At 72.7% G+C, this 23,008-nt stretch carries 22 protein-coding genes; 9 read left to right on the forward strand and 13 right to left on the reverse strand.

Translation table 11 applies throughout. The annotated features are described in order from the left end of the window. Positions 1-2 precede the first annotated feature (2 nt). Positions 3-734 carry a Mut7-C RNAse domain-containing protein gene (locus ACF061_RS06970; RefSeq protein ID WP_392265769.1) on the forward strand — a complete coding sequence of 244 codons (732 nt, stop codon included), beginning with the start codon at positions 3-5 and terminating at the stop codon, positions 732-734. A gap of 26 nt (positions 735-760) precedes the next feature. Here the strand turns inward: ACF061_RS06970 and ACF061_RS06975 are convergent, their stop codons facing one another. The 3 genes from ACF061_RS06975 to mca all read right to left on the reverse strand — a co-directional run bounded on the left by ACF061_RS06975 (position 761) and on the right by mca (position 4,446). Continuing rightward, on the reverse strand, positions 761-2,794 hold the full coding sequence (locus tag ACF061_RS06975; RefSeq protein ID WP_392265770.1) for a thioredoxin domain-containing protein: 2,034 nt from the start codon (positions 2,792-2,794) through the stop codon (positions 761-763). 530 nt (positions 2,795-3,324) lie between these two features. Further along, on the reverse strand, positions 3,325-3,582 hold the full coding sequence (locus tag ACF061_RS06980; RefSeq protein WP_392265771.1) for a hypothetical protein: 258 nt from the start codon (positions 3,580-3,582) through the stop codon (positions 3,325-3,327). A gap of 12 nt (positions 3,583-3,594) precedes the next feature. Beyond that, on the reverse strand, positions 3,595-4,446 hold the full coding sequence (gene mca, locus ACF061_RS06985; protein WP_392266168.1) for a mycothiol conjugate amidase Mca: 852 nt from the start codon (positions 4,444-4,446) through the stop codon (positions 3,595-3,597). 224 nt (positions 4,447-4,670) lie between these two features. On the opposite strand from mca, the gene ACF061_RS06990 reads away from it, so the two are divergent. Both ACF061_RS06990 and greA read left to right on the forward strand, forming a co-directional pair. Continuing rightward, a complete protein-coding gene (locus ACF061_RS06990; RefSeq protein WP_392265772.1) occupies positions 4,671-5,069 on the forward strand; it encodes a DUF4307 domain-containing protein in 399 nt (132 codons plus the stop codon). Between the two features lie 177 nt (positions 5,070-5,246). Beyond that, on the forward strand, positions 5,247-5,747 hold the full coding sequence (gene greA / locus ACF061_RS06995; protein ID WP_392265773.1) for a transcription elongation factor GreA: 501 nt from the start codon (positions 5,247-5,249) through the stop codon (positions 5,745-5,747). 89 nt (positions 5,748-5,836) lie between these two features. On the opposite strand, the gene ACF061_RS07000 is transcribed toward greA, so the two are convergent. From ACF061_RS07000 to ilvA, 3 genes are all read right to left on the reverse strand, one after another. Next, positions 5,837-6,718, reverse strand: a complete 882-nt coding sequence (locus ACF061_RS07000) for an ABC transporter permease (RefSeq protein ID WP_392265774.1) — start codon at positions 6,716-6,718, stop codon at positions 5,837-5,839. Further along, a complete protein-coding gene (locus tag ACF061_RS07005) occupies positions 6,715-7,725 on the reverse strand; it encodes an ATP-binding cassette domain-containing protein (protein WP_392265775.1) in 1,011 nt (336 codons plus the stop codon). Before ACF061_RS07005 ends, ACF061_RS07000 begins: the two co-directional genes overlap by 4 nt. Before the next feature lie 394 nt (positions 7,726-8,119). Further along, the gene (ilvA, locus tag ACF061_RS07010) at positions 8,120-9,349 is read right to left on the reverse strand and encodes a threonine ammonia-lyase (protein ID WP_392265776.1); all 1,230 of its coding nucleotides are present in this window, start codon (positions 9,347-9,349) and stop codon (positions 8,120-8,122) included. Between the two features lie 167 nt (positions 9,350-9,516). Between ilvA and ACF061_RS07015 the strand changes: the two genes are divergently transcribed. From ACF061_RS07015 to ACF061_RS07025, 3 genes are all read left to right on the forward strand, one after another. After that, complete coding sequence (locus tag ACF061_RS07015; protein ID WP_392266169.1) at positions 9,517-10,047, forward strand: MarR family winged helix-turn-helix transcriptional regulator; 531 nt, start codon at positions 9,517-9,519, stop codon at positions 10,045-10,047. A 134-nt stretch (positions 10,048-10,181) separates the two neighbouring features. Then, a complete protein-coding gene (locus ACF061_RS07020) occupies positions 10,182-10,730 on the forward strand; it encodes a sigma factor-like helix-turn-helix DNA-binding protein (protein WP_392265777.1) in 549 nt (182 codons plus the stop codon). Positions 10,731-10,792: 62 nt separating this feature from the next. Then, the gene (locus tag ACF061_RS07025) at positions 10,793-11,041 is read left to right on the forward strand and encodes a hypothetical protein (RefSeq protein ID WP_392265778.1); all 249 of its coding nucleotides are present in this window, start codon (positions 10,793-10,795) and stop codon (positions 11,039-11,041) included. 43 nt (positions 11,042-11,084) lie between these two features. On the opposite strand, the gene ACF061_RS07030 is transcribed toward ACF061_RS07025, so the two are convergent. Then, complete coding sequence (locus ACF061_RS07030) at positions 11,085-12,239, reverse strand: cystathionine gamma-synthase (RefSeq protein WP_392265779.1); 1,155 nt, start codon at positions 12,237-12,239, stop codon at positions 11,085-11,087. Positions 12,240-12,516: 277 nt separating this feature from the next. On the opposite strand from ACF061_RS07030, the gene ACF061_RS07035 reads away from it, so the two are divergent. Beyond that, positions 12,517-13,635, forward strand: a complete 1,119-nt coding sequence (locus ACF061_RS07035; RefSeq protein ID WP_392265780.1) for a hypothetical protein — start codon at positions 12,517-12,519, stop codon at positions 13,633-13,635. Between the two features lie 201 nt (positions 13,636-13,836). On the opposite strand, the gene msrA is transcribed toward ACF061_RS07035, so the two are convergent. The 3 genes from msrA to ACF061_RS07050 all read right to left on the reverse strand — a co-directional run bounded on the left by msrA (position 13,837) and on the right by ACF061_RS07050 (position 18,207). Beyond that, the gene (gene msrA / locus ACF061_RS07040; protein WP_392265781.1) at positions 13,837-14,349 is read right to left on the reverse strand and encodes a peptide-methionine (S)-S-oxide reductase MsrA; all 513 of its coding nucleotides are present in this window, start codon (positions 14,347-14,349) and stop codon (positions 13,837-13,839) included. Between the two features lie 613 nt (positions 14,350-14,962). Beyond that, positions 14,963-17,491, reverse strand: a complete 2,529-nt coding sequence (locus ACF061_RS07045; RefSeq protein WP_392265782.1) for an FtsX-like permease family protein — start codon at positions 17,489-17,491, stop codon at positions 14,963-14,965. Beyond that, a complete protein-coding gene (locus ACF061_RS07050; RefSeq protein WP_392265783.1) occupies positions 17,488-18,207 on the reverse strand; it encodes an ArsR/SmtB family transcription factor in 720 nt (239 codons plus the stop codon). The genes ACF061_RS07045 and ACF061_RS07050 overlap by 4 nt, the downstream gene beginning before the upstream one ends. Before the next feature lie 192 nt (positions 18,208-18,399). On the opposite strand from ACF061_RS07050, the gene ACF061_RS07055 reads away from it, so the two are divergent. After that, positions 18,400-18,894 carry a hypothetical protein gene (locus ACF061_RS07055; RefSeq protein WP_392265784.1) on the forward strand — a complete coding sequence of 165 codons (495 nt, stop codon included), beginning with the start codon at positions 18,400-18,402 and terminating at the stop codon, positions 18,892-18,894. Here the strand turns inward: ACF061_RS07055 and ACF061_RS07060 are convergent. The 3 genes from ACF061_RS07060 to ACF061_RS07070 all read right to left on the reverse strand — a co-directional run bounded on the left by ACF061_RS07060 (position 18,873) and on the right by ACF061_RS07070 (position 21,877). Then, positions 18,873-19,748: a hypothetical protein gene (locus tag ACF061_RS07060; RefSeq protein WP_392265785.1), complete on the reverse strand. Its 876-nt coding sequence runs from the start codon at positions 19,746-19,748 to the stop codon at positions 18,873-18,875. The genes ACF061_RS07055 and ACF061_RS07060 overlap by 22 nt on opposite strands. A gap of 246 nt (positions 19,749-19,994) precedes the next feature. Next, positions 19,995-20,495, reverse strand: coding sequence for an SRPBCC family protein (locus ACF061_RS07065; protein ID WP_392265786.1), 501 nt, complete (start codon positions 20,493-20,495; stop codon positions 19,995-19,997). A 341-nt stretch (positions 20,496-20,836) separates the two neighbouring features. Then, entirely contained in the window at positions 20,837-21,877 is a 1,041-nt protein-coding gene (locus ACF061_RS07070; RefSeq protein ID WP_392265787.1) for an NAD(P)-dependent alcohol dehydrogenase, read from the reverse strand. Between the two features lie 169 nt (positions 21,878-22,046). On the opposite strand from ACF061_RS07070, the gene ACF061_RS07075 reads away from it, so the two are divergent. Continuing rightward, a complete protein-coding gene (locus tag ACF061_RS07075; protein WP_392265788.1) occupies positions 22,047-22,964 on the forward strand; it encodes a helix-turn-helix domain-containing protein in 918 nt (305 codons plus the stop codon). The last annotated feature ends 44 nt before the right edge of the window (positions 22,965-23,008 follow it).

Below are 23,008 nucleotides of genomic sequence, written 5' to 3' on the forward strand. Positions count from 1 at the left end.
GGGTGAACGGTCCCGAGATCCACGTCGACTTCGCCCCCGGCCTGCGCCTGTTCGTCCCGCACACCCGGCGCCGCGGCGCCACCCCCGTGGTCACCGACGGCGTCTCGACCCTCGGCCACGTCGTGGAATCCCTCGGCGTGCCGCTGACCGAGGTCGGCGCGCTGCTGGTCGACGGCCGCGAGGTGCCGGTCTCCCACGTCCCGCGTGCCGCGGAGACGGTGCAGGTGCGCGCCGTCGAACGCCCCCAGCAGGTCCCCGGCGCCCCGCTGCGGTTCCTGCTCGACGTGCACCTCGGCACCCTCGCCCGCCGGCTGCGCCTGCTCGGCGTCGACACCGCCTACGAGTCCACCGACATCGGCGACCCCGCCCTCGCCGCCCGCTCGGCCGCCGAGAAGCGGGTGCTGCTCAGCCGCGACCGGGGCCTGCTGCGCCGCCGCGAGCTGTGGGCGGGGGCGTTCGTCTACAGCACCCGCCCCGACGACCAGCTCCACGACGTCCTCGACCGCTTCCGCCCCGAGCTGCGCCCCTGGACCCGCTGCACCGCCTGCAACGGCCTGCTGAAGGAGGCCACCAAGGACGAGGTCGCCGGCCGGCTCCAGCACGGCACCCGGCGCACGTACGACGTCTTCGCCCAGTGCCCCGACTGCGGGCGCGCCTACTGGAAGGGCGCCCACCACGAGCAGCTGGAGGCGATCGTGGAACGCGCCCTGAGCATGCGCACGGGCGGCGGCTGAGCGCGTACCGCCCGCCGCGGCCGCCCCTACCCGCCCAGCGACGCGCGCAGCCGTTCCGGGTCGGTCGTCGGCGCGTCGCAGGTGAAGTTCCGGCAGACGTACGCGGTCGGCTCACCGCCCACCAGGGGCCGGTCGGCGAGCAGCGGGAACTCGTCGCCGCCCGGCGTGCCGTAGGCGACCACCGCGCCGGGTGCCGAGCTCAGCAGCGCCGTGCGGTACAGGGCCCTCGCCGTCTCGTCGGCGGGCGACGGTGCGACGACGGCGACCTCGCGCGGCCCGTCGAGGACGGCCTCGGCGACGGACAGCCCCCAGCCGACGAAGCGCGGAACGCGCGGGCCGAGCGCCCGGACGACGCCCAGCGCCTTCTCCGCGGCGGTGCGGTGGGCTTGGGAACCGGTGTGGGCGGCGTAGCCGAGCAGCGCGCCGGCCGCCGCCGACCAGCCGGAGGGAGTGGCGTTGTCGGTGGGGTCCTGCGGCCGGCGGATCAGCTTCTCGGCGTCCACGGCGGTGTCGTACAGCGCACCGGACTCCGGATCGGTGAACCGGGTGAGGACGTGGTCCAGGAGCAGCCCGGCGAAGTCGAGCCAGACCCCCTCCCCGGTGACGGACGCCAGCGCGAGGAAGCCCTCGGCGACGTCGGCGTAGTCCTCCAGTACCCCGGCGTTCGCCCCGGCGTGACCGTCCTTGCTGGTGCGCCACAGCCCGGCGTGCTCGTCCATGTGCAGGCGCACCAGGAGGTCGGCGGCGCCGAGCGCGGCCTCGACCAGGTCCGGGCGCTCGAAGTAGGCCCCGGTCTCGGCGAGGGCGGCGATCGCCAGGCCGTTCCAGGCGGCGACGACCTTGTCGTCGCGGCCGAGGGCGGGCCGCTCGGATCGCACGGCGAGCAGGCGGCGCCGGACGGAGGCGATCCGCTCCGCGTCGAACACACCCTCCTGCTGCGGCAGTTGGAGAACGGACGAGCCCTGCTCGAAGGTGCCCTCCTCGGTCACGCCGTAGTACTGGGCGGCGAGTTCGGCGTCCTCGGCGCCGAGGGCCTCGCGCAGCTGGTCCGGGGTCCAGACGTAGTACGCGCCCTCGACGTGCCGTCCACTGCCGTCGTCGCTGTCCGCGTCCAGCGCGGAGGCGAACCCGCCCTCGTCGGTGCGCAGTTCGCGGACCATGAAGTCGGCGGTCTCCAGGGCGACCCGGCGGGCGAGTTCGGAGCCGGTGCTGCGCCACAGATGGGCGTAGACGCGGCACAGCAGGGCGTTGTCGTACAGCATCTTCTCGAAGTGCGGCACCACCCAGTCACGGTCGACGGAGTAGCGGGCGAAGCCGCCGCCGAGCTGGTCGTAGATGCCGCCGCGGGCCATCCGCTCGCAGGTGTCCCGGGCCATCTGCAGGGCGCCCTCGGAGCCGGTGCGGGCCTGGTGGCGCAGCAGGAACTCCAGCACCATGGACGGAGGGAACTTGGGCGCCGCGCCGAATCCGCCGCGCTGCGGATCGTACTCACGGGTCAGCCCGAGCAGCGCCTGCGCGAGTTCCTCCTCGCCGGGGGTCTGCGTGCCGCCGTAGCCGATCTCCCGGTGGGCCAGGTCCCGCACGATCTTTCCGGCGACGTCGGTGACCTCTTCCCGCCGGGTGGCCCACGCCTGCTGGACGCCCTCCAGCACCTGCCGGAAGGACGGCATGCCGTGTCGGGGCGCGGGCGGGAAGTACGTGCCGAAGTAGAACGGCTCGGCGTCGGGTGTGAGGAACACGGTCATCGGCCAGCCGCCCTGCCCGGTGGCCGCCTGCACGGCCTCCATGTAGACGGCGTCGACGTCGGGCCGCTCCTCACGGTCGACCTTCACGCTGACGAAGTGCTCGTTGAGGTAGTCGGCGGTGGCCTGGTCCTCGAACGACTCGTGCGCCATGACATGGCACCAGTGGCAACTGCTGTAGCCGACGCTCAGCACCACCGGCACGTCCCGCTCACGGGCCTCCTCGAAGGCCCCGCCCGACCAGGGCCACCAGTCGACCGGGTTGTCGGAGTGCTGGAGCAGATACGGGGACGTCTCATGGGCCAGTCGGTTCGGCATACCCCCATCCTGCCTCACCCGCTCCGGGCGGGCACGGAACGTGACCACCGGACCACCGCTCCGCCCGTGTCCGCCCGCGTCCGGACGCTCATGCTCATGGGCACGGGCGGCGGTGGCGGACCAGGCGGCTCGTGGAACGGACCACGGGACGGTCACCCCCTGACCCGGTCCACGGGCCGGTCGCCCCAGGCCGGTCCACACAGCCCGCGGGCCGGACGGCCGGTCCACACAGCCGCGGCCGACCCGGGAGTCACGCCGCCGACCGCCGTCGAGCCGCCGACCGCCGCCAGGGTACGGACGCCGGCCGGGACGTCGGGCACGGACGCGGAGTGACGCCACCGGGCGCGACGGCAGGGTGCGGGTGCTGGTGCCAGGCCGCGGGTGCTGGTGCCAGGGTGCGGGTGCGGGTGCTGGTGCCAGGGTGCGGGTGCTGGTGCCAGGCCGCGGGTGCTGGTGCCAGGCCGCGGGTGCGGGCGCCGGCACCAGGCCGCAGGCGCGGGCGCTGGGCCAGGCCTGGGGTGCGGGGCCGGTCAGCCCTTGGAGGGCTGGACCTTGCCCGTTCCCGCGGCGCCCTTCCCGGGCGTGTTCGCCTCCGAGTCCGGGGCCTCCTTGAAGTCGACCTTGCCCATGTGGCGGCTCATGGACTTCATCAGTGCCCACACCGCCAGGGCCATCGCCGCGAAGACGACGAAGCCGAGGACGCCGGGGGTGACCTTGTTCTTGTCGAACTCGGCCAGGGTGACCAAGTGCGTCGTTGCCAGGCTCACGCTTGCGCTCATGTCAGGCATTGTCCCTCAGGGCTACCGGACGCCCGCAAAGAGGTCGTCCTCGGGGAGCGAGGTGTCCACGAGGGACTTCGCGAGCTCGTACTCCTCCGTGGGCCAGACCTCCTTCTGGACCTGCATCGGAACACGGAACCAGCCGCCGTCGGGGTCGATCTGCGTGGCGTGCGCGATCAGCGCCTTGTCCCGGATCTCGAAGAAGTCGGCGCACGGGACGTGCGTGGTGAGCGTGCGCTCCTTGTGGCCCGACTTCTCCCAGCGCTCGAGCCACTCGCCGTAGGGGGACTCCAGCCCGCGGTCCAGCAGGGCCCGGTGCAGCGCCTCGGTGCGCGGGCGGTTGAAGCCCTGGTTGTAGTACAGCTTCAGCGGCTGGTACGCGGAGCCGTACTCACCCTCCGGGTACTTCTCGGTGTCCGCCGCGCCCTCGAACGCCACCATCGAGATCTTGTGGGTCATGATGTGGTCGGGGTGCGGGTAGCCGCCGTTCTCGTCATAGGTGGTGATCACCTGGGGACGGAAGGCGCGGATCTGGCGCACCAGCTCGCCGGCCGCCTTGTCGACGTCCTCGAGGGCGAAACAGCCCTCGGGCAGCGGCGGCAGCGGGTCGCCCTCGGGCAGGCCGGAGTCGACGAAGCCGAGCCACTCCTGCTTGACGCCGAGGATCTCCCGGGCCTCGTCCATCTCCTTGCGGCGCACCTCGTGGATGTTCTCCTCGATGAACTTGTCGCCCTGGAGCTTGGGGTTGAGGATGGAGCCGCGCTCTCCGCCCGTGCAGGTCACCACCAGCACGTCCACCCCCTCGGACACGTACTTCGCCATGGTGGCCGCGCCCTTGCTCGACTCGTCGTCGGGATGCGCGTGCACGGCCATCAGTCGCAGCTGGTCAGTCAAGGCTCAATCCTCAAGGTCAAGTCGGTGCCCGCCGTCGGCGAGCGGTCAACGGGTGCCGCCCCGGTGGATCCTCGTTCCGGGGTGGCGGTCGGGCGGCGTGCCGCGGGCTTCTATAGTGACCGAATCGGGAGGCGAATAATTCCGGAGTACGGCTGCGGAAGCCCCCCGCGGGACCCCGTCCCGCCCCTGCCGAGAGGACGATCATGAGTACGGCGAGCACCAGGCTGCCCGAGGGCCGCTACGGCCGCTCCTCGGACGAGCGTGCCGACCGCAAGCTCAAGATCGCGGGTGTCGTCCTGGGCGCGGTCCTGCTGGCGCTGATCGGCTACTTCGCCTACCACTACGTCGCCAAGAGCGAGATCAGCGGTCAGGTCGTCTCGTTCCAGACCTCGGACAACGCCGTGCAGGTCCATCTGGAGGTCCACAAGGACGCCGACGCCCGCGGTTACTGCACCCTGCGTTCGCAGGCGGCCGACGGCGACGAGGTGGGCCGCGCGGACTTCCGGTTCGACGAGCGGACCAAGCGGATCGACAAGGTCGTCACGCTGCGCACGACGTCCCGGGGCACTACGGGCGAGCTGCTGGGCTGCCACACCGACTGACGCGCGGGCGTCCTCCGGAATAGGTAGACGCTGACCTGCGTTGACGTGAATTACATGGCTTATGTCCTCCCCCTTCGGCCCACGAATTGTTAGGCTCGTGGTTTCGCCCATCCAAGAGGGAACAGTCTTCTGGGTAGGGCGATGCTTTTGTATTCCCAGTACCGACGAGGAGCACCTGTGACCCAGACCAGCGAGAACGTCACCTGGCTGACCCAGGAGGCGTACAACAAGCTCAAGGACGAGCTTGAGTACCTTACTGGTCCTGCGCGCACGGAAATCGCCGCCAAGATCGCGGCCGCGCGCGAGGAGGGCGACCTGCGCGAGAACGGCGGGTACCACGCGGCCAAGGAGGAGCAGGGCAAGCAGGAGCTCCGGGTGCGCCAGCTGACCCAGCTCCTCGAGAACGCCAAGGTCGGCGAGGCTCCGGCCTCCACGGACGGCGCCGTCGCGCCGGGCATGGTCGTCACGATCGCCTTCGACGGTGACGAGGACGACACGCTGACCTTCCTGCTGGCCTCGCGCGAGTACGCGAGCGCCGACGTCGAGACCTACTCGCCGCAGTCTCCGCTGGGCTCCGGTGTGATCGGCCACAAGGTGGGCGAGGACGCCGAGTACGAGCTGCCGAACGGCAAGAAGGCCTCGGTGAAGATCCTGAAGGCCGAACCGTACACGGGCTGAGTGCCCGTACCGGCCCTTCCGTACGGCCGAGCCCCCGGCGCCCGCAGTCGAGCGCCGGGGGCTTCGTCATGCCCGTGCCTGTCGGTCGCTCATGCCGTGGCCGAGCGGTACTTCCGTACCGCCAGGGTGCGGAATATGAGGATGATCAGGGCCGAGTAGATCAGTGAGGCCCAGACCGGGTGCTGCATGGGCCAGGCCGCCGAGTGCGACTGGCCGGGGTTGCCGAACAGCACCCGGCACGCCTGGACGGTGGCGCTGAACGGATTCCACTCCGCGATGTGCCGCAGCCACGGCGTCATCCTGCCGGAGTCCACGAAGGCGTTCGAGATGAACGTCACAGGGAACAGCCAGACCAGTCCGCCGGAGGTGGCTGCCTCCGGCGTGCGCACCGACAGGCCGATCAGGGCGCCGATCCAGGTGAACGCGTAGCCGAGCAGGAGCAGCAGCCCGAAGCCGGCGGCCACCCGGCCGACGTTCGTGTCGTAGTCCGAGCCGACGCGCCAGCCGACCAGCAGGGCGACGACGGCGAGGACGAGCAGGGTCAGCGCCGTCTGCACCAGGTCGGCGAAGGTGCGGCCGGTCAGCACCGCGCCGCGCGCCATGGGCAGCGAGCGGAAACGGTCGATGAGGCCCTTGTGCATGTCGTCGGCGATACCGGCGCCGGAGCCGGCGGTGGCGAACGTGACGGTCTGCGCGAAGATGCCGGCCATCAGGAAGTTCTTGTACGTGGTGGAGTCGGTGGTGCCGCCGATCTGCATGGACCCGCCGAACACGTAGGTGAACAGCACCACGAACATGATGGGCTGGATCAGCCCGAAGATCACCATCTCGGGGATCCGGGTCATGCGGATCAGGTTGCGCTGGGCGACGACCAGGGAGTCGCGGAGGGACTGGGCCAGGGCGTTGCCGGGCGGGGCGGGCAGGGCGCCGCCGGGCGGGGTGGTCGAAGCGGTGTCGCTGGTGGCACTCACTTGGCGGTCTCCTTCTCGCGCCCGCTGTCCTCGGCGGCGCCGGACGCGCCACCCCTGTCGCTCCCGCCCTCGGCCGTGTGGCCCGTCAGGGAGAGGAAGACGTCGTCGAGGGTGGGACGGCGCAGCCCGACGTCGTCGATCTCGATGCCACGGGTGTCCAGTTCGCGGATGACCTCGGCCAGCAGCTTGGCTCCGCCGGTGACGGGCACCGTGAGCTTGCGGGTGTGCTCCTCGACGGTGGTGTCGCCCTTGCCGAAACCGCGCAGCACCTGCGAGGCGGTGGCGATGTGTTCCCGCTCGTGCACCACGACCTCGACCCGCTCGCCGCCGGTGCGGGCCTTGAGCTCGTCGGAGGTGCCGCGTGCGATGACCCGTCCCTGGTCGACGACCGCTATCTCGTGCGCGAGGTGGTCGGCCTCCTCCAGGTACTGCGTGGTCAGCAGCAGTGTCGTACCGCTGGACACCAGTTGTTTGATGACCTCCCACAACTGCTGGCGGTTGCGCGGGTCGAGGCCGGTCGTCGGCTCGTCCATGAACATCACCGGCGGGGCGACCACGAGCGCTGCCGCCAGGTCGAGCCGGCGGCGCATGCCTCCGGAGTAGGTCTTCGCGGGCCGGTCGGCGGCGTCGGCGAGGTTGAACTGCTCCAGCAGTTCCTGCGCCCGGGCCTTCGCCGCCCTGGCCCGCATCTGGTAGAGCCGGCCGACCATCCGGAGGTTCTCACGGCCGGTCAGGTACTCGTCGACCGCGGCGAACTGGCCGGACAGGCCGATGGAGCGGCGCACCTCGTTGGGCTGCCTGAGCACGTCGATGCCGGCGACGACGGCCTTGCCGCTGTCGGGCCGCAGCAGGGTGGTCAGACAGCGCACGGTGGTGGTCTTGCCCGCGCCGTTCGGCCCGAGCAGTCCCAGCACCGTGCCCTCGGGGACGTCGAGGTCGACGCCGTCCAGGGCCCTTACGTCGCCGAAGGTCTTCACCAGGCCTTCGGCATGGATGGCGCCTGGCATGTGAGTCTCCCGTCGTCGGGGGATTGTCGGAAAAGCCTAGGTTCGTGGTGGTGATTCGCCTGGACTTTCCCTGCGCGGACCGCGTCCGCCCAGGGATCGGCACGCGACACACCATAACGCGATGTATCGCGTTCGTCGACGGGTTTCCCCGAACGAGTGACGAAGAGCAACCGACCACCGTCGGGCCGGAGTTCGGGAGGCGAGCGCCGGCCGACGGCCGAAGTGCCGCGGGCGGCTCCGTGCCGACCGGCCGGAGCCCCGGAGGCGTCTTCGCACCGACGGCCCCGACGGCCCGGGTGCCACGGCCGGCTGCGCGCCGACGCGCTCGGGTCCCGGACGGACGGCCCCGAGTCGTCGGACGGCCGCGGGTTCCCGGCGAACCGCCCCGGCCGGCTCAGTCGATGACGGTGTACCCGGCGTCCCGCAGGGCCCGGCCGACCTCGGCGCAGTGCGCCGGGCCCTTCGTCTCCAGGTGCAGCTCCACCTCCGCCTCCGTGAGCCCGAGCCGCGGGTCGGTCCGTACGTGGCTCACGTCGAGAACGTTGGCGTCGGCCGCCGACAGCACCCCGAGCAGCGTGGCCAGCGCGCCCGGCCGGTCCGTCAGCCGCAGGCTGACCGCCAGATAGCGGCCCTGCGCCGCCATCCCGTGCCGCAGGACGCGTTGCAGCAGCACCGGGTCGACGTTGCCGCCGGACAGCACCGCCACGACCGGGCCCTCGAGACCGGCGCCCCCGTCCAGCAGCGCGGCGACGGGGCTCGCCCCGGCCGGCTCCACGACCAGCTTGGCCCGTTCGAGGCACAGCAGCAGCGCGGCGGACAGCGCGTCCTCGCCGACCGTGCGCACCTCGTCCACCAGCTCGCCGACGATGTCGAACGGCATGTCCCCGGGCCGGCCCACCCTGATCCCGTCGGCCATCGTGGTCGGGTTCTCGATCGCCACCGGGTGCCCGGCCGCCAGCGAGGGCGGATAAGCCGCCGAACCCTCCGCCTGCACCCCGATGATCCGCACCTCGGGCCGCGACGCCTTCACCGCGACCGCGATGCCGGCCGCGAGTCCGCCGCCGCCGACGCCGACGACGATCGTGCGCACCTCCGGGCACTGCTCCAGGATCTCCAGCCCGACCGTGCCCTGACCCGCGATGACGTCGGGATGGTCGAACGGGTGGATGAACACCGCGCCGGTCCGCGCCGCGTACTCCTGCGCGGCGGCCAGCGTCTCGTCGACCACCTGGCCGTACAGGCGCACCTCGGCGCCGTAGTCCTCGGTCGCGCTGATCTTCGGCAGTGGGGCGCCCTTCGGCATGAACACCGTGGCGTGCACCCCGAGCAGCGCCGACGCCAGCGCGACGCCCTGCGCGTGATTGCCCGCGCTCGCGGCCACCACACCGGCGGCGCGCTCCTCGGGCAGCAGGCCGGCGATGCGGACGTAGGCGCCGCGCAGCTTGAACGAACCGGTCCGCTGGAGGTTCTCGCACTTCAGGAGCACCGGCGCGCCCACCAGCTGGGACAGGTGCCTGCTGCTCTCCATCGCGGTCATCCGCGCCACCCCCGAGAGCATCTTCTGGGCGCCGCGCACGTCGTCCGGGGTGACGTGCGGGAAGAGGTCGGCCGTGCGGTGGTTCATGTCTCAAGTGTCGCAGTCCACGGGTCCGCGGCGCTTGTGTGACCAAGCTCTGGGACCGGTTCGCGAAGCGCCGGTACGACCTGCCGCCCGGCCGCGTACCCTGTCCCCCAACCCAGCACCCCTTCAGAAGTGAGCCCCCGGCCATGCCCACAACACCTGAAATGTCGATGGACATGACGACCGTCGGTGACCCCGGTCTTCTCGACACGCTCCAGCACGAGGTGGCCCTGTTCGCCCGCCGTGCGGAACAGACCCGTCTCGGCGGGGTCGGGCAGGTGCGCAACTCCATGGACCGTGCCGCGTACCTGCTGCTCAACCGGCTGGACCAGGAGGGACCGATGGGCGTGAAGGCGCTCGCCGCGAGCATGGGCATCGACTCCTCCACCGTCACCCGGCAGGTGGCCCCGCTGGTCGACACCGGGCTCGTCAAGCGCACCTCGCACCCCGAGGACGGGCGGGCCGTGGTACTCCAACTGTCCCCGCGCGGACTGTCGAGGCTGGCGGAGGTGCGCTCGTCCAGGCGCCGGCTGATGGCCGAACTGACGCACGACTGGGCGCCGGCCGAGCGGGAGGCCTTCTGCTCCCTCCTGACCCGCTTCAACCACGCCTTGTCGGCCCGCCAGACGTCCCCGGGCGGGCCGGTGGCGGAGACCGGACCGGGGACGGAGCCGGCGACCGGGACGGGCCGGGCGTCCTGAGCCGCGTACCCGACCCTTGACCGGCGGGCCGCCGCTGCCCTGATATGGGAGCGGGCCCGCGCCGCACTCGGCTCCGCACCGCGTACGCGGTGCGGGTCCCGCTCCCTCAACGATCGCCCCCGGCGGGAGGCGCGGTGCGAGAACGGCAGGCGTCCGAAGGCGCCCGCCGGGCCCCGGAGTTCGAGTCGTTCGTCGCGGGCGCGGCCGGGCGGCTGCTGCACGCCGCGACACTGCTCACCGCTGAGGCACCGGACGACAACCCGCGCGCGCGGCGCCTGCTGACCCTGGCCCTCGCGCACACCTACGCCTGCTGGGACCGGCTGCGCGGCGACGACCCCTACGAGCGGGCACGGCGGCACCTGGCCGTCCGCTTCGCCCGCGAGGCCTGGCGCAGCCGCGCGGTCCCGGGCCGCGCCCGACCCCTGCTTCCCGGCGCCCTGGCCGCCCTCACCCCCCAGGAGCGTCTGATCGTCGTCCTCGGGTTGTACGAGGGAGTGGCCGAGGAACAGGCGGCGGCCCTGCTCGGACTGCCCGCGGAACGCGTCCGCGTCATCAGCGACCGCGCGGTCGCCGCGCTCACGCACCATCCGCCGCGAGGACCGGCCCGGACGACGTCCGCCGCGATCGGCCGCGGCGGGGACGGCCGGACGAGCGGAGACGCTGATGGACGGGGCGGGGCGTGAGTCGGCCGGGCGGAGACGCTGATGGACGGGGCGGGGCGTGAGTCGGCCGGGCGGAGGCGCGGATGAACAGGGCGGCACGTGAGTCGGCGGCGCGGCGGCTCCTGGCGCAGCCGCCGCCGCGGGTGCCCGCCGAGCTGTACGGCGACGCGGTGCGCCACGGGAACCGGATGCGGCGCCGCCGCGCGCTGGCCCGCCGCACGCTGTGGCTGGTGCTGCTCACCGCGGTCGCCGCGTTCGCCGTGTGGGCACTGACCGTACGGCCCTGGGCGGAGCCGCCGTCGCAGACGACTCCGCCCGTGAGCGGCTGGTGAGGCCGCCCTCGCCCCGCGGGACCAAGGGCCCCGGACAGAACAGCTAGCCGAGGGCCTGCTTCAGGTCCTCCAGCAGGTCGTCGACGTTCTCGATGCCGACGGAGAGGCGGACCAGGTCGGCGGGGACCTCCAGGGCGGAACCCGCCGCGGAGGCGTGCGTCATGCGGCCGGGGTGCTCGATCAGGGACTCGACGCCGCCCAGCGACTCACCGAGCGTGAACACCTTGGCGCGGTTGCAGACCTCGACGGCCGCCTCCTCGCCGCCCTCGACGCGGAAGGAGACCATGCCGCCGAACGCCTTCATCTGCTTGGCCGCGACCTCGTGTCCGGGGTGGTCCGGCAGCCCCGGGTAGAGCACGCTCGTCACACGCGCGTGCCGGGTCAGCATGTCGGCGACCTTCGTGGCGTTCTCGCTGTGCCGGTCCATGCGCACCGCGAGGGTCTTGCTGCCGCGCAGCACCAGCCAGGAGTCGAAGGGGCCGGCGACGGCGCCCATGGCGTTCTGGTGGTACGCCAGTTCGTCGCCCAGCGCGGCGTCGCTCACGATCAGCGCGCCGCCGACGACGTCCGAGTGGCCGCCCATGTACTTGGTCAGCGAGTGCACGACGATGTCGGCGCCGAGCGCGAGCGGCTGCTGCAGGTACGGCGTGGCGAAGGTGTTGTCGACGACGAGCCGTGCGCCGGCGTCCCGGGCGACCTGGGCGACGGCGGCGATGTCGGTGATGCCGAGCAGCGGGTTGGAGGGGGTCTCCACCCACACCAGCTTGGTCTTGGGCGTGATCGCGTCCCGTACGGCGGACGGGTCGGCGGTGTCGGCGACCGACCAGTCCACGCCCCACCGGGAGACGACCTTGGCGAACAGGCGGAACGTGCCGCCGTAGGCGTCGTTGGGGATGACGACGTGGTCGCCGGGAACGAGCAGCGTACGCAACAGGCAGTCCTCGGCCGCCAGTCCGGACGCGAACGCGAGCCCGCGGCGGCCGCCCTCCAGGGCGGCGAGGTTCTCTTCCAGTGCGGTCCGGGTCGGGTTGGCGCTGCGGCTGTACTCGTAGCCGCCGCGCAGACCGCCCACGCCGTCCTGCTTGTAGGTCGAGACCTGGTAGATCGGCGGGACGACCGCGCCGGTGAGCGGATCGGCGGTGTTGCCCGCGTGGATCGCGAGGGTCTCGAAGTGCTGACTGATATGCCTGTCACTCATGCGCCCGAGCGTAGTGCGCCGAGGGGGCCCGCGGCGGACGACTGACCGTGCCGATCCGGTGGCAGCGGTTCCGGTGCCGGTGCGGTCGCCGACGCCGGTGCGGTCGCCGGCCACGAGCGCCCGCCGCGGTCGCGGGCGGGTGCGGACCGCGGCGCGGGCGCCGGGGTGGGTGCCCGCGCCTGCCGACGCGGTGGCCGAGCCGCCCGCGGTGCCGGGTTGTCCACAGGCCGGCGGCACGGGTTGGCCAATTGTCGGCGCGGTCTGGTTCGCTTGAGGCATGGAGATTCTCTGGGTCCTGATGGCGCTGGTCATGCTGGGCTTCGTGCTGCTTCCGTTCCTGAGGCGCAGGCGTGGTGCCATCGAGCAGGTACCGCCCGGGCACCCGGACGCCGCGGACCCGGCGGACTACGGATTCGCCCAGGAGGAAGAGCTGGACGTCCGCATGCCCGGCCCCGACCAGGACCTGCTGGATGTGCTCGACCTGGTGCAGCGCACGCAGGACTACCGCGCGGCCTCGCAACTGCTGGCGGGCACCGAGACGAAGGGTGAGCTGCGCTGGCAGCGCGTGCAGGCCTTCGCCGGCGCCGCGTCGCTGGAGCTCCAGCAGCGGCCGGGCGGCATACACGAGACACCCGGTGGCCAGTGGCTGCGGGTGTGGCGGGCCGAGGCGCCCAAGGACCCGGGCGGCGCGGCGGTGCACGCCGAGTTCCTGGTCCAGCAGGCGTGGCGGACGTCGACGCCGGGGACGGACGAGTTCCGGATCATCATGGAGGAGGCCAGGGAGACGTGCGGCCAGGCCGCCCTGCTGGCGCCCGGCGACCCGATCCCGTACATCGTCGAACTGTCGGTGGCACGCGGACTGGCGTACTCGCGGGAGGAGTTCGAGCAGCTCTGGCTGAAGGTCCTCGACCGGGCGCCGGCCCACATGGGGGCGCACCTGGCGGCCCTGCACTACTGGTGCGAGAAGTGGCACGGCTCGCGTGAGCTCGCGATGGCCTTCGCGGAGGCCGCGGCCGCCCGGGGGCCCCGGGGCTCGCTGCTGGCGGCCATGCCGCTGTTCGCGGTCTTCGAGCACCTTCCCGAGGTCAACCTGGTCCGCGGCTTCTACCAGAGCGAGGTCGTCTCCAAGGCGGTGCACGGCGCGCTCTTCGCGGTGCACTCGGCCCGCCCCGGCGACCCGATGCTGGCGCACGTCCGCCACCTGCTGGTCTTCTTCCTGGTCCGCTCCGAGCGCTGGGCCGAGGCGATGAACCAGCTCGTGCACGTCGACGGCCACGTGGGTGCCCTGCCCTGGACGCTGGCCGCTGACCCGGCGGCGGAGTTCGCCGTCTACCGGGCCCTGGCGGTGGCGGGCTACGAGGCGAACGGCGGCAGCCCGGCGACCCTGCCGCACTGACGATTCCGGCCGACGGGGGTCGGCGAGGGCTCCGGGGGGCCGGGGAGACGACCGGAATCGAACGCGGCCTCCGGGCCGGGGGCACGGCGCCGTCGGCCGAGGCGCACGCTTCCCGACGTCGTCTTCGCCCCGCGGCGAGGACGCCGGGACCGCCGGGCACCTCGGCTAACCGGCTCCACCTTCCGCCGGCCCGCCTCGTGGTCAGCCCTCCGTACGGGCGGGCAGCCGCCATCCCGGACGCGGGAAGTGGCAGGTGTAGCCGTTCGGGTAGCGCTGGAGGTAGTCCTGGTGCTCGGGCTCGGCCTCCCAGAAGGGGCCGACCGGCTCCACCTCGGTGACGACCTTGCCGGGCCACAGTCCGGAGGCGTCCACATCGGCGATCGTGTCCTCGGCGATCCGCTTCTGCTCGTCGTCCACGTAGTAGATCGCCGAGCGGTAGCTGAGGCCGATGTCATTGCCCTGGCGGTTCTTGGTGCTCGGGTCGTGGATCTGGAAGAAGAACTCCAGGATCGCGCGGAAGTCCGTCTTCGTGGGGTCGAAGAGGATCTCGATGGCCTCCGCGTGCGTGCCGTGGTTACGGTACGTCGCGTTGGGCACGTCACCCCCCGTGTATCCGACCCGGGTCGCCGTCACGCCCGGGAGTCGGCGGATCAGCTCCTCCATCCCCCAGAAGCATCCCCCAGCCAGCACGGCCCTCTGCGTCTGCGCAGCCATTACGGCCCCTCCAATTCTGTCAGCTCGGCCATTCGGGCTGCTCGGCTCACACACCACCGGCATCCCATGCCCAGTGTCCTCAACACGGGAGGGCGCCGGACGATTCCGCGCCGCCCGGCCCGCCCCGCGGTCGATACTCCCTGCCACCACGAGGAACGGCACCCCTGTGAGACGACCCCCAGGGGGCGTCCTGGCCCGCCGGGTACCGCCGCGGCACCGGAGGCCACGGGCAGGCAGGCCGTGGGTACGCCTGAGGAGGAGGGCGGGCCGCTACCCGAGCGGAACCTGAAGATCCGGGGCGTCCTGAGAGACGCACTCCACGGGGTCGGTCGAACGCCACGACCGGGTGGACACCGTCATCAACCGAGCGGCCCGCCAGAGCCTCCACCAGAAGCTGACCGCGGATGTTCTCCGACTCCAGCCGATGACCGAGGGTGAGAACGTGCCGCTCGCCGGAAGCGAGCGTGGCCACGGGAGGCGACCGCGCTCGTAGGGGATCCCTCCGACTCGCGAGCCGACCATGCGTGTGCGCCGACGAGCACCCCTCGGCGTACCACCTCGTGGCACGCCGAGGACCATGCGTGCGCGGTGTCCGCCCGTCAGCTTCCCGGCGCTAGTCCTTGGCGGTGGCCACCGTCACCGCGCGTACCCGGAGTGCCGCGCGTCCTGGCAGGGCGGTGGCGACGAGGGCGAGGAGTCCGGCGACGGCCACGACGGCGACGTACAGCAGCGGAGTGACGGCCGGGGCAGCGCGGCCGGTCATGCCGACGCTGAACGCGGTCAGGACCGCGAGGGCGATGCCGCTGCCGAGCACGGTGGCGAGGAGCAGCACCGACAGCGCCTCGGTGCGCAGCATGCGCAGCACCTGTCGGCGTGTGGCCCCCGCGAGTCGGAGCAGCGCGAACTCACGGACTCGTTCGGAGACCGACATGGCGAGCGTGTTGACGACGGCGATGGCGGTGAAGGCCAGGACCAGTCCCATGGCGAGGTAGTTGACCTCCGCGTTCGCCTGCTGCTGCTCTGCCTGGAGGTGGTCGGCGGTCTGCGGGGAGACGACACGGACGCCGGGGACGTCACGGAGCGCCATCGCGATCTGCGTCCGCGTACGGGTCGTGCTGAGGAGGACGGAGGTGGCGAGGGGATTGTCGACGTGGCGGGCGACCAGGTCGTGCGTGAGGGTGAGGTCTCCGAAGCCGAGCCCCTTGGCGTAGACGGCGGCGACGGTCAGCGTGGCCGGCGTGCCGTCGCCGAGCGTGAGCTTCAGGGTGCTGCCGGGCTTCAGGTGGAGCTGGTCGGCGGCCAGTTCGCTCACGGCCACGGTGCGGTCGGTGAGCCGGTCGAGCGAGCCCGCGGTGACGCCCGGGTCCCAGGTGCGGGTGAGCCCGACGGGGGTGACGCCCTGCGCCGCGTACTTGTCGAGGCCGACCCGGACGGTCGTGCGCACCACCTCGGTGGCCACGTCGTGGTGCGCGCGGAGCTCCCGGGCAGCCTCGGCCGGGACGCCCGGTCCGGCCGGGACGACGACCCAGTCGGCGCGCACGCCCTCGCGGGCCTGGGCGCGGGCGGCGTCGCCGAGGGTGGGCTGGACGAACAGGACGGTGCAGGTCATGCCGACGAGGAGGGTGAGAGGGGTGACGACGGAAGCCATACGGGCGGCGTTGCCGCGCAGGTTGGCCGTGGCCAGCCGGCTGCCCGGTCCGGTGAGTCGCAGCGGACCGCCGAGCAGCAGCATGGCCGCCTTCACCAGGAGCGGCCCCAGCAGGGCGACGGAGGTGGAAAGGACGACGACAGCCAGGAAGGTGACGGGGGTCGAGGCCGGCTCGGTACGCAGGGAGGTGAGTACGAGGACGAGGACCGTGCCGCCGGCCAGCAGGAGGAGCCCCGCGAGGACACGTCCCCACGGAGGCCGCGCGGGCTCGGTGTGGGACTCGGCGAGCGCCTCGGCCGGACGTATCCGGGCGACCCGGCGGGAAGCGACCCGGGCGGAGGCCCAGGCTCCGGCCAGGGTCGCGATGACGCCGGCGAACGCGGGGAAGACGCCGACGCTGTGCTGGAGTGTCGCGGGGACGGCTCCCATGGAGACGAACCTGCTGTGCAGCCAGCCGCCCAGGGGCAGACCGAGCAGGGCGCCCGCGATGCCGGCGACCGCGCCGACGATCAGCGCCTCACGGCCCAGGAGACCACGGATCTGTCCTGAGTCGGCGGCGATGGCGCGGAGCAGGGCGAGTTCACGGTACCGCTGCCGCGCGGTCAGGGCGAAGGTGCCGACGACCACGAGCACCGCCACGAGCAGCGAGGTGCCGCCCATGGCACCGCCGATGCTGACCAGCTTGGTGCGGGCCGCGGCGGCGTCCGGGAACTCCGCGGTCCCGCGGGCGTCCCCGCTGCCGACCTGCGCGTCGGTGCCACGCAGCGCCTCCGCCACGGCTTGGCGCAGCCGTCCGGTGTCCGTGCCCCGCTCGGGGAGCACGCCGAACGCGGTGACCTTGCCGGGGTGCGCGGCCAGCCTGCGTGCTTCCGCCGTGGAGAAGAACAGCGACGTCTGGTGCCGTACGTCCGCGGGAGGCGTGGCGATCCCGGAGATGCGGTAGCCGCGCGGTGCCTGCGTCGACTGGACGGTGAGCCGATCGCCGACCTCCAGGTGCGCCCGCCCGGCGAGCCAGGAGTCCACGACGAGGTCGGTCGCGGCCTTCGGTGCGCTGCCCGCGGTCAGCCTGTAGGGCGTGAGGGCGGCGGAGTCCCAGGCATGCCCGTAGGCGGTACGGTCGCCCGTCCCACCCGGCGCCAACGGCTGTGCGAGGAAGGTAAGTTCGGGCACGACCCGGGCGACGCCCGGGACGTGCGCGAGGGTGCCTCGCAGACTCCGCGGGAGCCAGGCGCGCTCGGCGAGGGGCTTCGCCTTGTGCTTGGTCTTGGTCTTGCCCTTCTTGTGTTCGACGGTGGTCCGGTGGACGCTCTGGTCGGCCGAGACCACGACGGGGGCGGCGGCGTAGCGCTCGGTGCGGATGGTCCCGCGCAGGCCCGTCTCCAAGAGGGTGCCGCAGGCGGTGATCAGCGCCGCCGCGCACATCAGAGCGAGGAAGGCACCGAGGAATCCGGCCTTGCGGGCACGGACCGACTTCAGGGCGTAGCGCAGCATCATGAGGGTTCGGTCCTCTTCGCGGTGGGCGGATTCGTGGTGTGCGCGGCACGGGGGTCTCGGCCGTCGCGGCCGTCGACGGCGGGCGCGGGGAAGGCGAGCATTCGGGTGAGCACGGTGCGCGCGCCGGACGGGGTGTCGTCCTCGGGGCGCTTGTAGCGGTTGAGCAGGGCGATGTACTCCTCGAAGAACGCGCGCAGTTCGGGCAGCGTCAGCCGCATGCTGCCGCGTGAGTACGGGAAGGCGTCCGCCCAGGGATCGTCGTCGGCGGTGTCCCGCTGAACCTGCTCGAAGAGTTGCAGGTCGGCCGCGTAGGCGTGGCGGGTGAGCTCGTCCATGACGAGCCGAGTCCCAGGGCTCTGCCGGCTGCGCGGCGGGAACCGCCGGTCACCCGGGACCGCCCGCCACCACCGCTCCCGGCCGGTGGCCCCGCCCGCCTCCTTCGTACCCCGCGCCTCCGCCGTCTCCTCGACGAAGCCGTGTCGCGCGAGTTCCCGCAGGTGGTAGCTGGTGGAGCCGGTGTTCAGCCCCAGCGCCCGGGCGAGCGTCGCGGAGGTCGCGGGGCCTCGCAGGGTGAGGTGCTGCAGCACGCGCTGCCGACGCGGATGCGCGAGCGCCTTCAGGGTGGCGAGGTCGGAGAGTTCGACCGGGTCGGGCGGCAGCGCCGGGGCCTGCCCGGCGGGCGCGTGTGGTCCGGGAGTGCCGGGTTCCTGTGGCATGCGTACACAGTCGTCTGTGCACAGGGGCCTGTGCACTGCGGTGGACCGGCGTCTTCGACGGGGGTTGGCCCCACCTGGCGTCGGCCGCGGCCGCGGTAGTGGGCGGCCGGCGGCTTGGTGCATCCTGGCGACGGCCACGGAAGCGCGGGAGGCGGGCACAGGCGTCGTGCCGCCGGGGAGGGGTGCTCGCCGATGGATCTCGAAGACTTCGCCGCGCGGTTCCGTGCGGACATCCGGGCGCGGCTCGACTGGAGGCGCCTGGCCGAAGTCCGGGCGGGCGTCCGGGTGGAGACCCTGAGCCGGGACACGGCCGGGCAGCGGCTGGCGGAGCTGTTCACCGTCTGGTACGTCGACCCCGCGGGCGGCGAGGGCAGTTGGGGTGCTCCCGGCAGCCGGCCGTTGCGGGTCGAAGCGGCGGACCGGGCGCTGCCCGACTGGCCCGGGGAGCGCGAGGGCGCCGTCTCCGCGCTGGCTCGGGCCTTCGCGGAAGGAGCCGGCCCCTTGCCGCTCACGCTCCCCGCCTACAGGGTGGACGAGGCCCGGTACCTCCTGCTCGACGGGAACCACCGCGCGGTGGCCGCCCACCGGGCCGGCCGGGCCCTCCGCCTGACGCTGTGGTCACTGGCCGGGCCGGTGTGCGAGGGCATCCTGCCCGATCTGCGGCACTACGCCGCGCCGCTCGCCTGAGCCTCGCCGGACCCCGGGGAATCCCCGGGGCCACCGGCGCCGGCGGTGAAGGGGGTGACCGGCAGACGCGCGACGGCCAGGCGCATCTCGTGGTCCTCCAGGAGGTTGCGCAGCGCCTCCCAGCATTCGGTCCGGCGCAGGCGTACCACCTGGGCGAAGGTCAGGACCGAGACGGCCGCCGCGACGATCGCCGTCACTGTCGCGGCCACGGTGCCCAGGGGTGCGACGGCGATCAGGGCCCAGGTGCCGAGGATGCCGGGCAGGAGCGTGGACAGCAGGACGTTGATCTCCGCCTCGGTCGCGTCCGGGGCGAGTGAGGGGCTGTGCTCGCGCAGCCAGAACTTGGCGTACACGAACGCCTCGTAGGCGTTGCCGGCACGCAGCGCGCCGCCCGGCTGCCGCATGGTCTGGAAGCGCCTGGAGGCGTTGCCGGCCGTGCCCAGGAGGCGTCCCAGCAGGGGATGCGTGGCGAGGCAGCGGCCCAGCGCCTCCGGCCCGTAGGCGGCCTCCAGTTCTCTGTACAACGTGTCCGGCGAGGACCGGCGCGCGCCGAGCCACTCGACCAGGCCGAGCAGACGGAACGCCAGTTCCCGGCCGACGTATCCGAGTACGTAGGCGGCGGCCAGCCAGGAGACGTCGACGACGATCAAGGCCGGACCGTGCAGGGCACGCGCCGCGTCGCCGAGGGCCGGGCCGAGGTCGCGGGGGTGCCGGGCGTGCAGCATGAGCACGGCCAGGCTGGTCACGGCGACGAGGCCGGGCACCATGACCGAGCACAGCTGTACGGAGATGTAGAAGGCGAACCGCCTTCCGGCCGCGGCTCTGCCCGCGCCGACCACTGCCAACGGATCCATGGTCCCCCCGGAAGATCCGAAATACCGGCTCTCCAGTCGCCGAGCCCGTGCGCAACGGTATCCGGCAGCCGTGCGGGCTGCCAGAGCACTCTGGCAGCCAGAGCACTCGTGGGACCCGTCGACAGCGAGGTCCCCGACGGGTCGTCCACCGACTGCCGTCGGCGCGCCGGGCACCGCGGAACCGCGCGGTGCTCGGCGGACCGGTCACGGCATGGCCGACGCGGGCACCGCGGAACTACGCCGGGATCACTCCTCCGCCAGGGTCCTGATCCCCTTCAGGGTGGCCTCGATGTTGGTACGGAGTTCGCCGACCCGGAAGGCGACGATCGCCTCCTCCCGGTCGGGCATCCGGTCGATCACCAGGCTGAGCCCGGAGCGGCCGGGCCCGATCCGGACGGACTGCCGCAGCCGGGTCCCGGTCCGCTCCGGATCCAGTTCGAAACGCCAGGTGGCCAGCGGCCTGGCGGGGTCCGGGGCGTCGTCCCCGTACCGGCCGTCCGGATCGACGACGGCCCATCCGAAGACCCGCCGTTCCTCCAGTTCGACGATGTGCGAGACGGTGCGCCACTCGCCGTTCATCGGATGGCTGTTGTAGCCGACGAAGCTCGCGCCCAGCGCGGGCGCGACCGCGCCGGCGAGCCACTCCGCGCGCTGGAGTTCGGGGCTGAGCCGAGCGGGCAGGCCGATGTCGGTGACCAGGTCCCAGACCAGTGCCGGAGCCGCCTCGACGTACACGTCACAGCTCACCCGCGGTCCTTCGGCATAGCGCACGGCGCCCCCATGGTTGCTCGCCCGTCGCTCTCGCCCCTCGGCGGTCGCGCGTCGACGGGCGTACGTCGTGCGCCCGCGTCGCCGGGGCCGGACGGATACGGTCCTGCTCGGCCACGTGTGATCGTAGGTCCAGGACGGTGACCGGTCGTGTGACGGTAGTCACGCCCGCCGGGCGCCGGCGGCCGGGCCGGGGCCCGTGGGCGGACCGGGTCGGGGCGGACCCGGGCCGTGGGCGAGGGCCGGGGCCGTGGGCGAGGGCCGGGGCCGTGGTCGGCGCCGGCCGACGAGGGCGGGCCGGGGCGGGCCGTCTGGCGGGGTCAGATCGTCGCCGCGTCGATCACGAAGCGGTAGCGCACGTCGCTGGCCAGGACCCGCTCGTACGCCTCGTTGATCCGGTCCGCGTCGATCAGCTCGATCTCGGCGCCGAGGCCGTGCTCGGCGCAGAAGTCCAGCATCTCCTGCGTCTCGGCGATACCGCCGATGTTGGAGCTGGTCAGGCTGCGGCGGTTGCCGAACACCGAGGAGAGCGGGATCTGGATCGGCTCCTCGGGGAGGCCGACGTTCACCATCGCTCCGCCCGTGCGCAGCAGGGACAGGAACGCGGTGAAGTCGAGCGGGGCGGAGACCGTGTTGAGGATGATGTCGAAGGTGTCCCGCAGGTCCTCGAAGGTCTTCGGGTCGCTGGTCGCGTAGTAGTGGTCGGCGCCCAGGCGCAGGCCGTCGTCGCGCTTGCGAAGGGACTGGGAGAGAACGGTCACCTCCGCGCCGAGCGCGTGCGCGATCTTGACGCCCATGTGGCCGAGGCCGCCGAAGCCCACGACGGCGACCTTCTTGCCGGGGCCGGCGTTCCAGTACTTGAGCGGGGAGTAGGTGGTGATGCCGGCGCAGAGCAGCGGGGCGGCCACGTCCAGGGCCAGGCCGTCGGGGATGCGGACGACGTAGTTCTCGTCGACGACGATCTTCTGGGAGTAGCCGCCGTGGGTCGGCTCGCCGTCCTTGCCGACGGAGTTGTACGTCCAGGTCGGACGCCGTTCGCAGTACTGCTCCAGGCCGTCCTTGCAGTTGCCGCACTCGCGGCAGGAGTCGACCATGCAGCCGACGCCCACCCGGTCGCCGACGGCGTACTTGGTGACGCCGGCGCCGACCTCGGAGACGACACCCGCGATCTCGTGGCCGGGGACCATCGGGAACATCGCCCGCCCCCAGCCCTCGCGGGCCTGGTGGATGTCGGAGTGGCAGATGCCGGCGTACTTGACGTCGATCAGCACGTCGAATTCGCCGACCTCGCGGCGCTCGATGGTGGTGCGCTCCAGCGGAGCCTTCGCGGCCGGTGCGGCGTAGGCGGCGACGGTGGTCATGCCGGGGATCTCCTAGCGGTTGGTCGTGCCCGCCCGCCGTTCGGCCGGGCATGTTGTCCAGCGTGCCCCGCCGGACGGCATCCACCCAGGTCACGCTTTTGCGTACGTTCGCCGGTCCTACCACTGCGGGGGTCAGGCTGCTGTGCGTAGGACCGTGCACACTGGAAGTATGGACACACCGCCCGACAGCGCCCCGCAGGGCGCCGCACAGGACGTCGGCGCCGGGCTGGACCGGCGGACCGAACTCAGCGAGTTCCTGCGCACCCGGCGCGCCCGGCTGCGGCCGGAGGACGTCGGGCTCGCCCACTACGGACGCCAGCGCCGGGTGCCGGGGCTGCGCCGCGAGGAGCTGGCGCAGTTGGCCGGGGTGTCGGTGGCGTACTACACGCGCCTGGAGCAGGGCAACGGGCGAAATGTCTCGGCCGAGGTCCTGGACTCCATCGCGCGTGCCCTGCGTCTCACCGACGCCGAGCACGCGCACCTCACCCACCTGGCCAAGCCCAAGCACAAGAAGAAGCAAGCGGCGCGGACCCAGCAGGTGCGGGCGCCGCTGCGGCAGTTGCTGGAGACGATGGACACGGTGCCCGCGTACGTCGTCGGACGGCGCGCGGAGCTGCTGGCGTGGAACCGGATGGCCGCGGCGGTCTTCGGCGACTGGTCCCGGTTGCCCGCCCAGGAGCGGAACTGGGCGCGGCTGGTCTTCCTGGACCCCGGCTACCGGGACCTCTACCTGGAGTGGGAGCAGAAGGCGATCGACGTGGTGTGCACCCTGCGCATGGAGGCGGGCTGCTACCCGGAGGATCCCCGGCTGGCGGCACTGGTGGGCGAGCTGTCGGTCAAGAGCGACGACTTCCGGCGGCTGTGGGCGGCTCACGACGTCAAGGAGAAGAGCCACGGCGTCAAACGGCTGCGCCACCCGCTGGTCGGCGAACTGGCCCTGCACTACCAGTCGTTCAAGATCGCCGACGACGCCGAGCAGTCCATGGTCGTCTACCACGCCGAGCCGGACTCCGCCTCGGCGGACGCCCTGCGCCTGCTGGCGAGCTGGGGCGTGGACGCGACCCGGGCGGGCGCGAGGAACCAGTGACGCGGCAGGCGGCGTCCGCCCGTGAAGGAGCGGCGTCCGGGGCG

Source organism: Streptomyces sp. NPDC015220, assembly GCF_043079345.1.
In the GTDB taxonomy this organism is placed as follows: Bacteria; Actinomycetota; Actinomycetes; order Streptomycetales; family Streptomycetaceae; genus Streptomyces.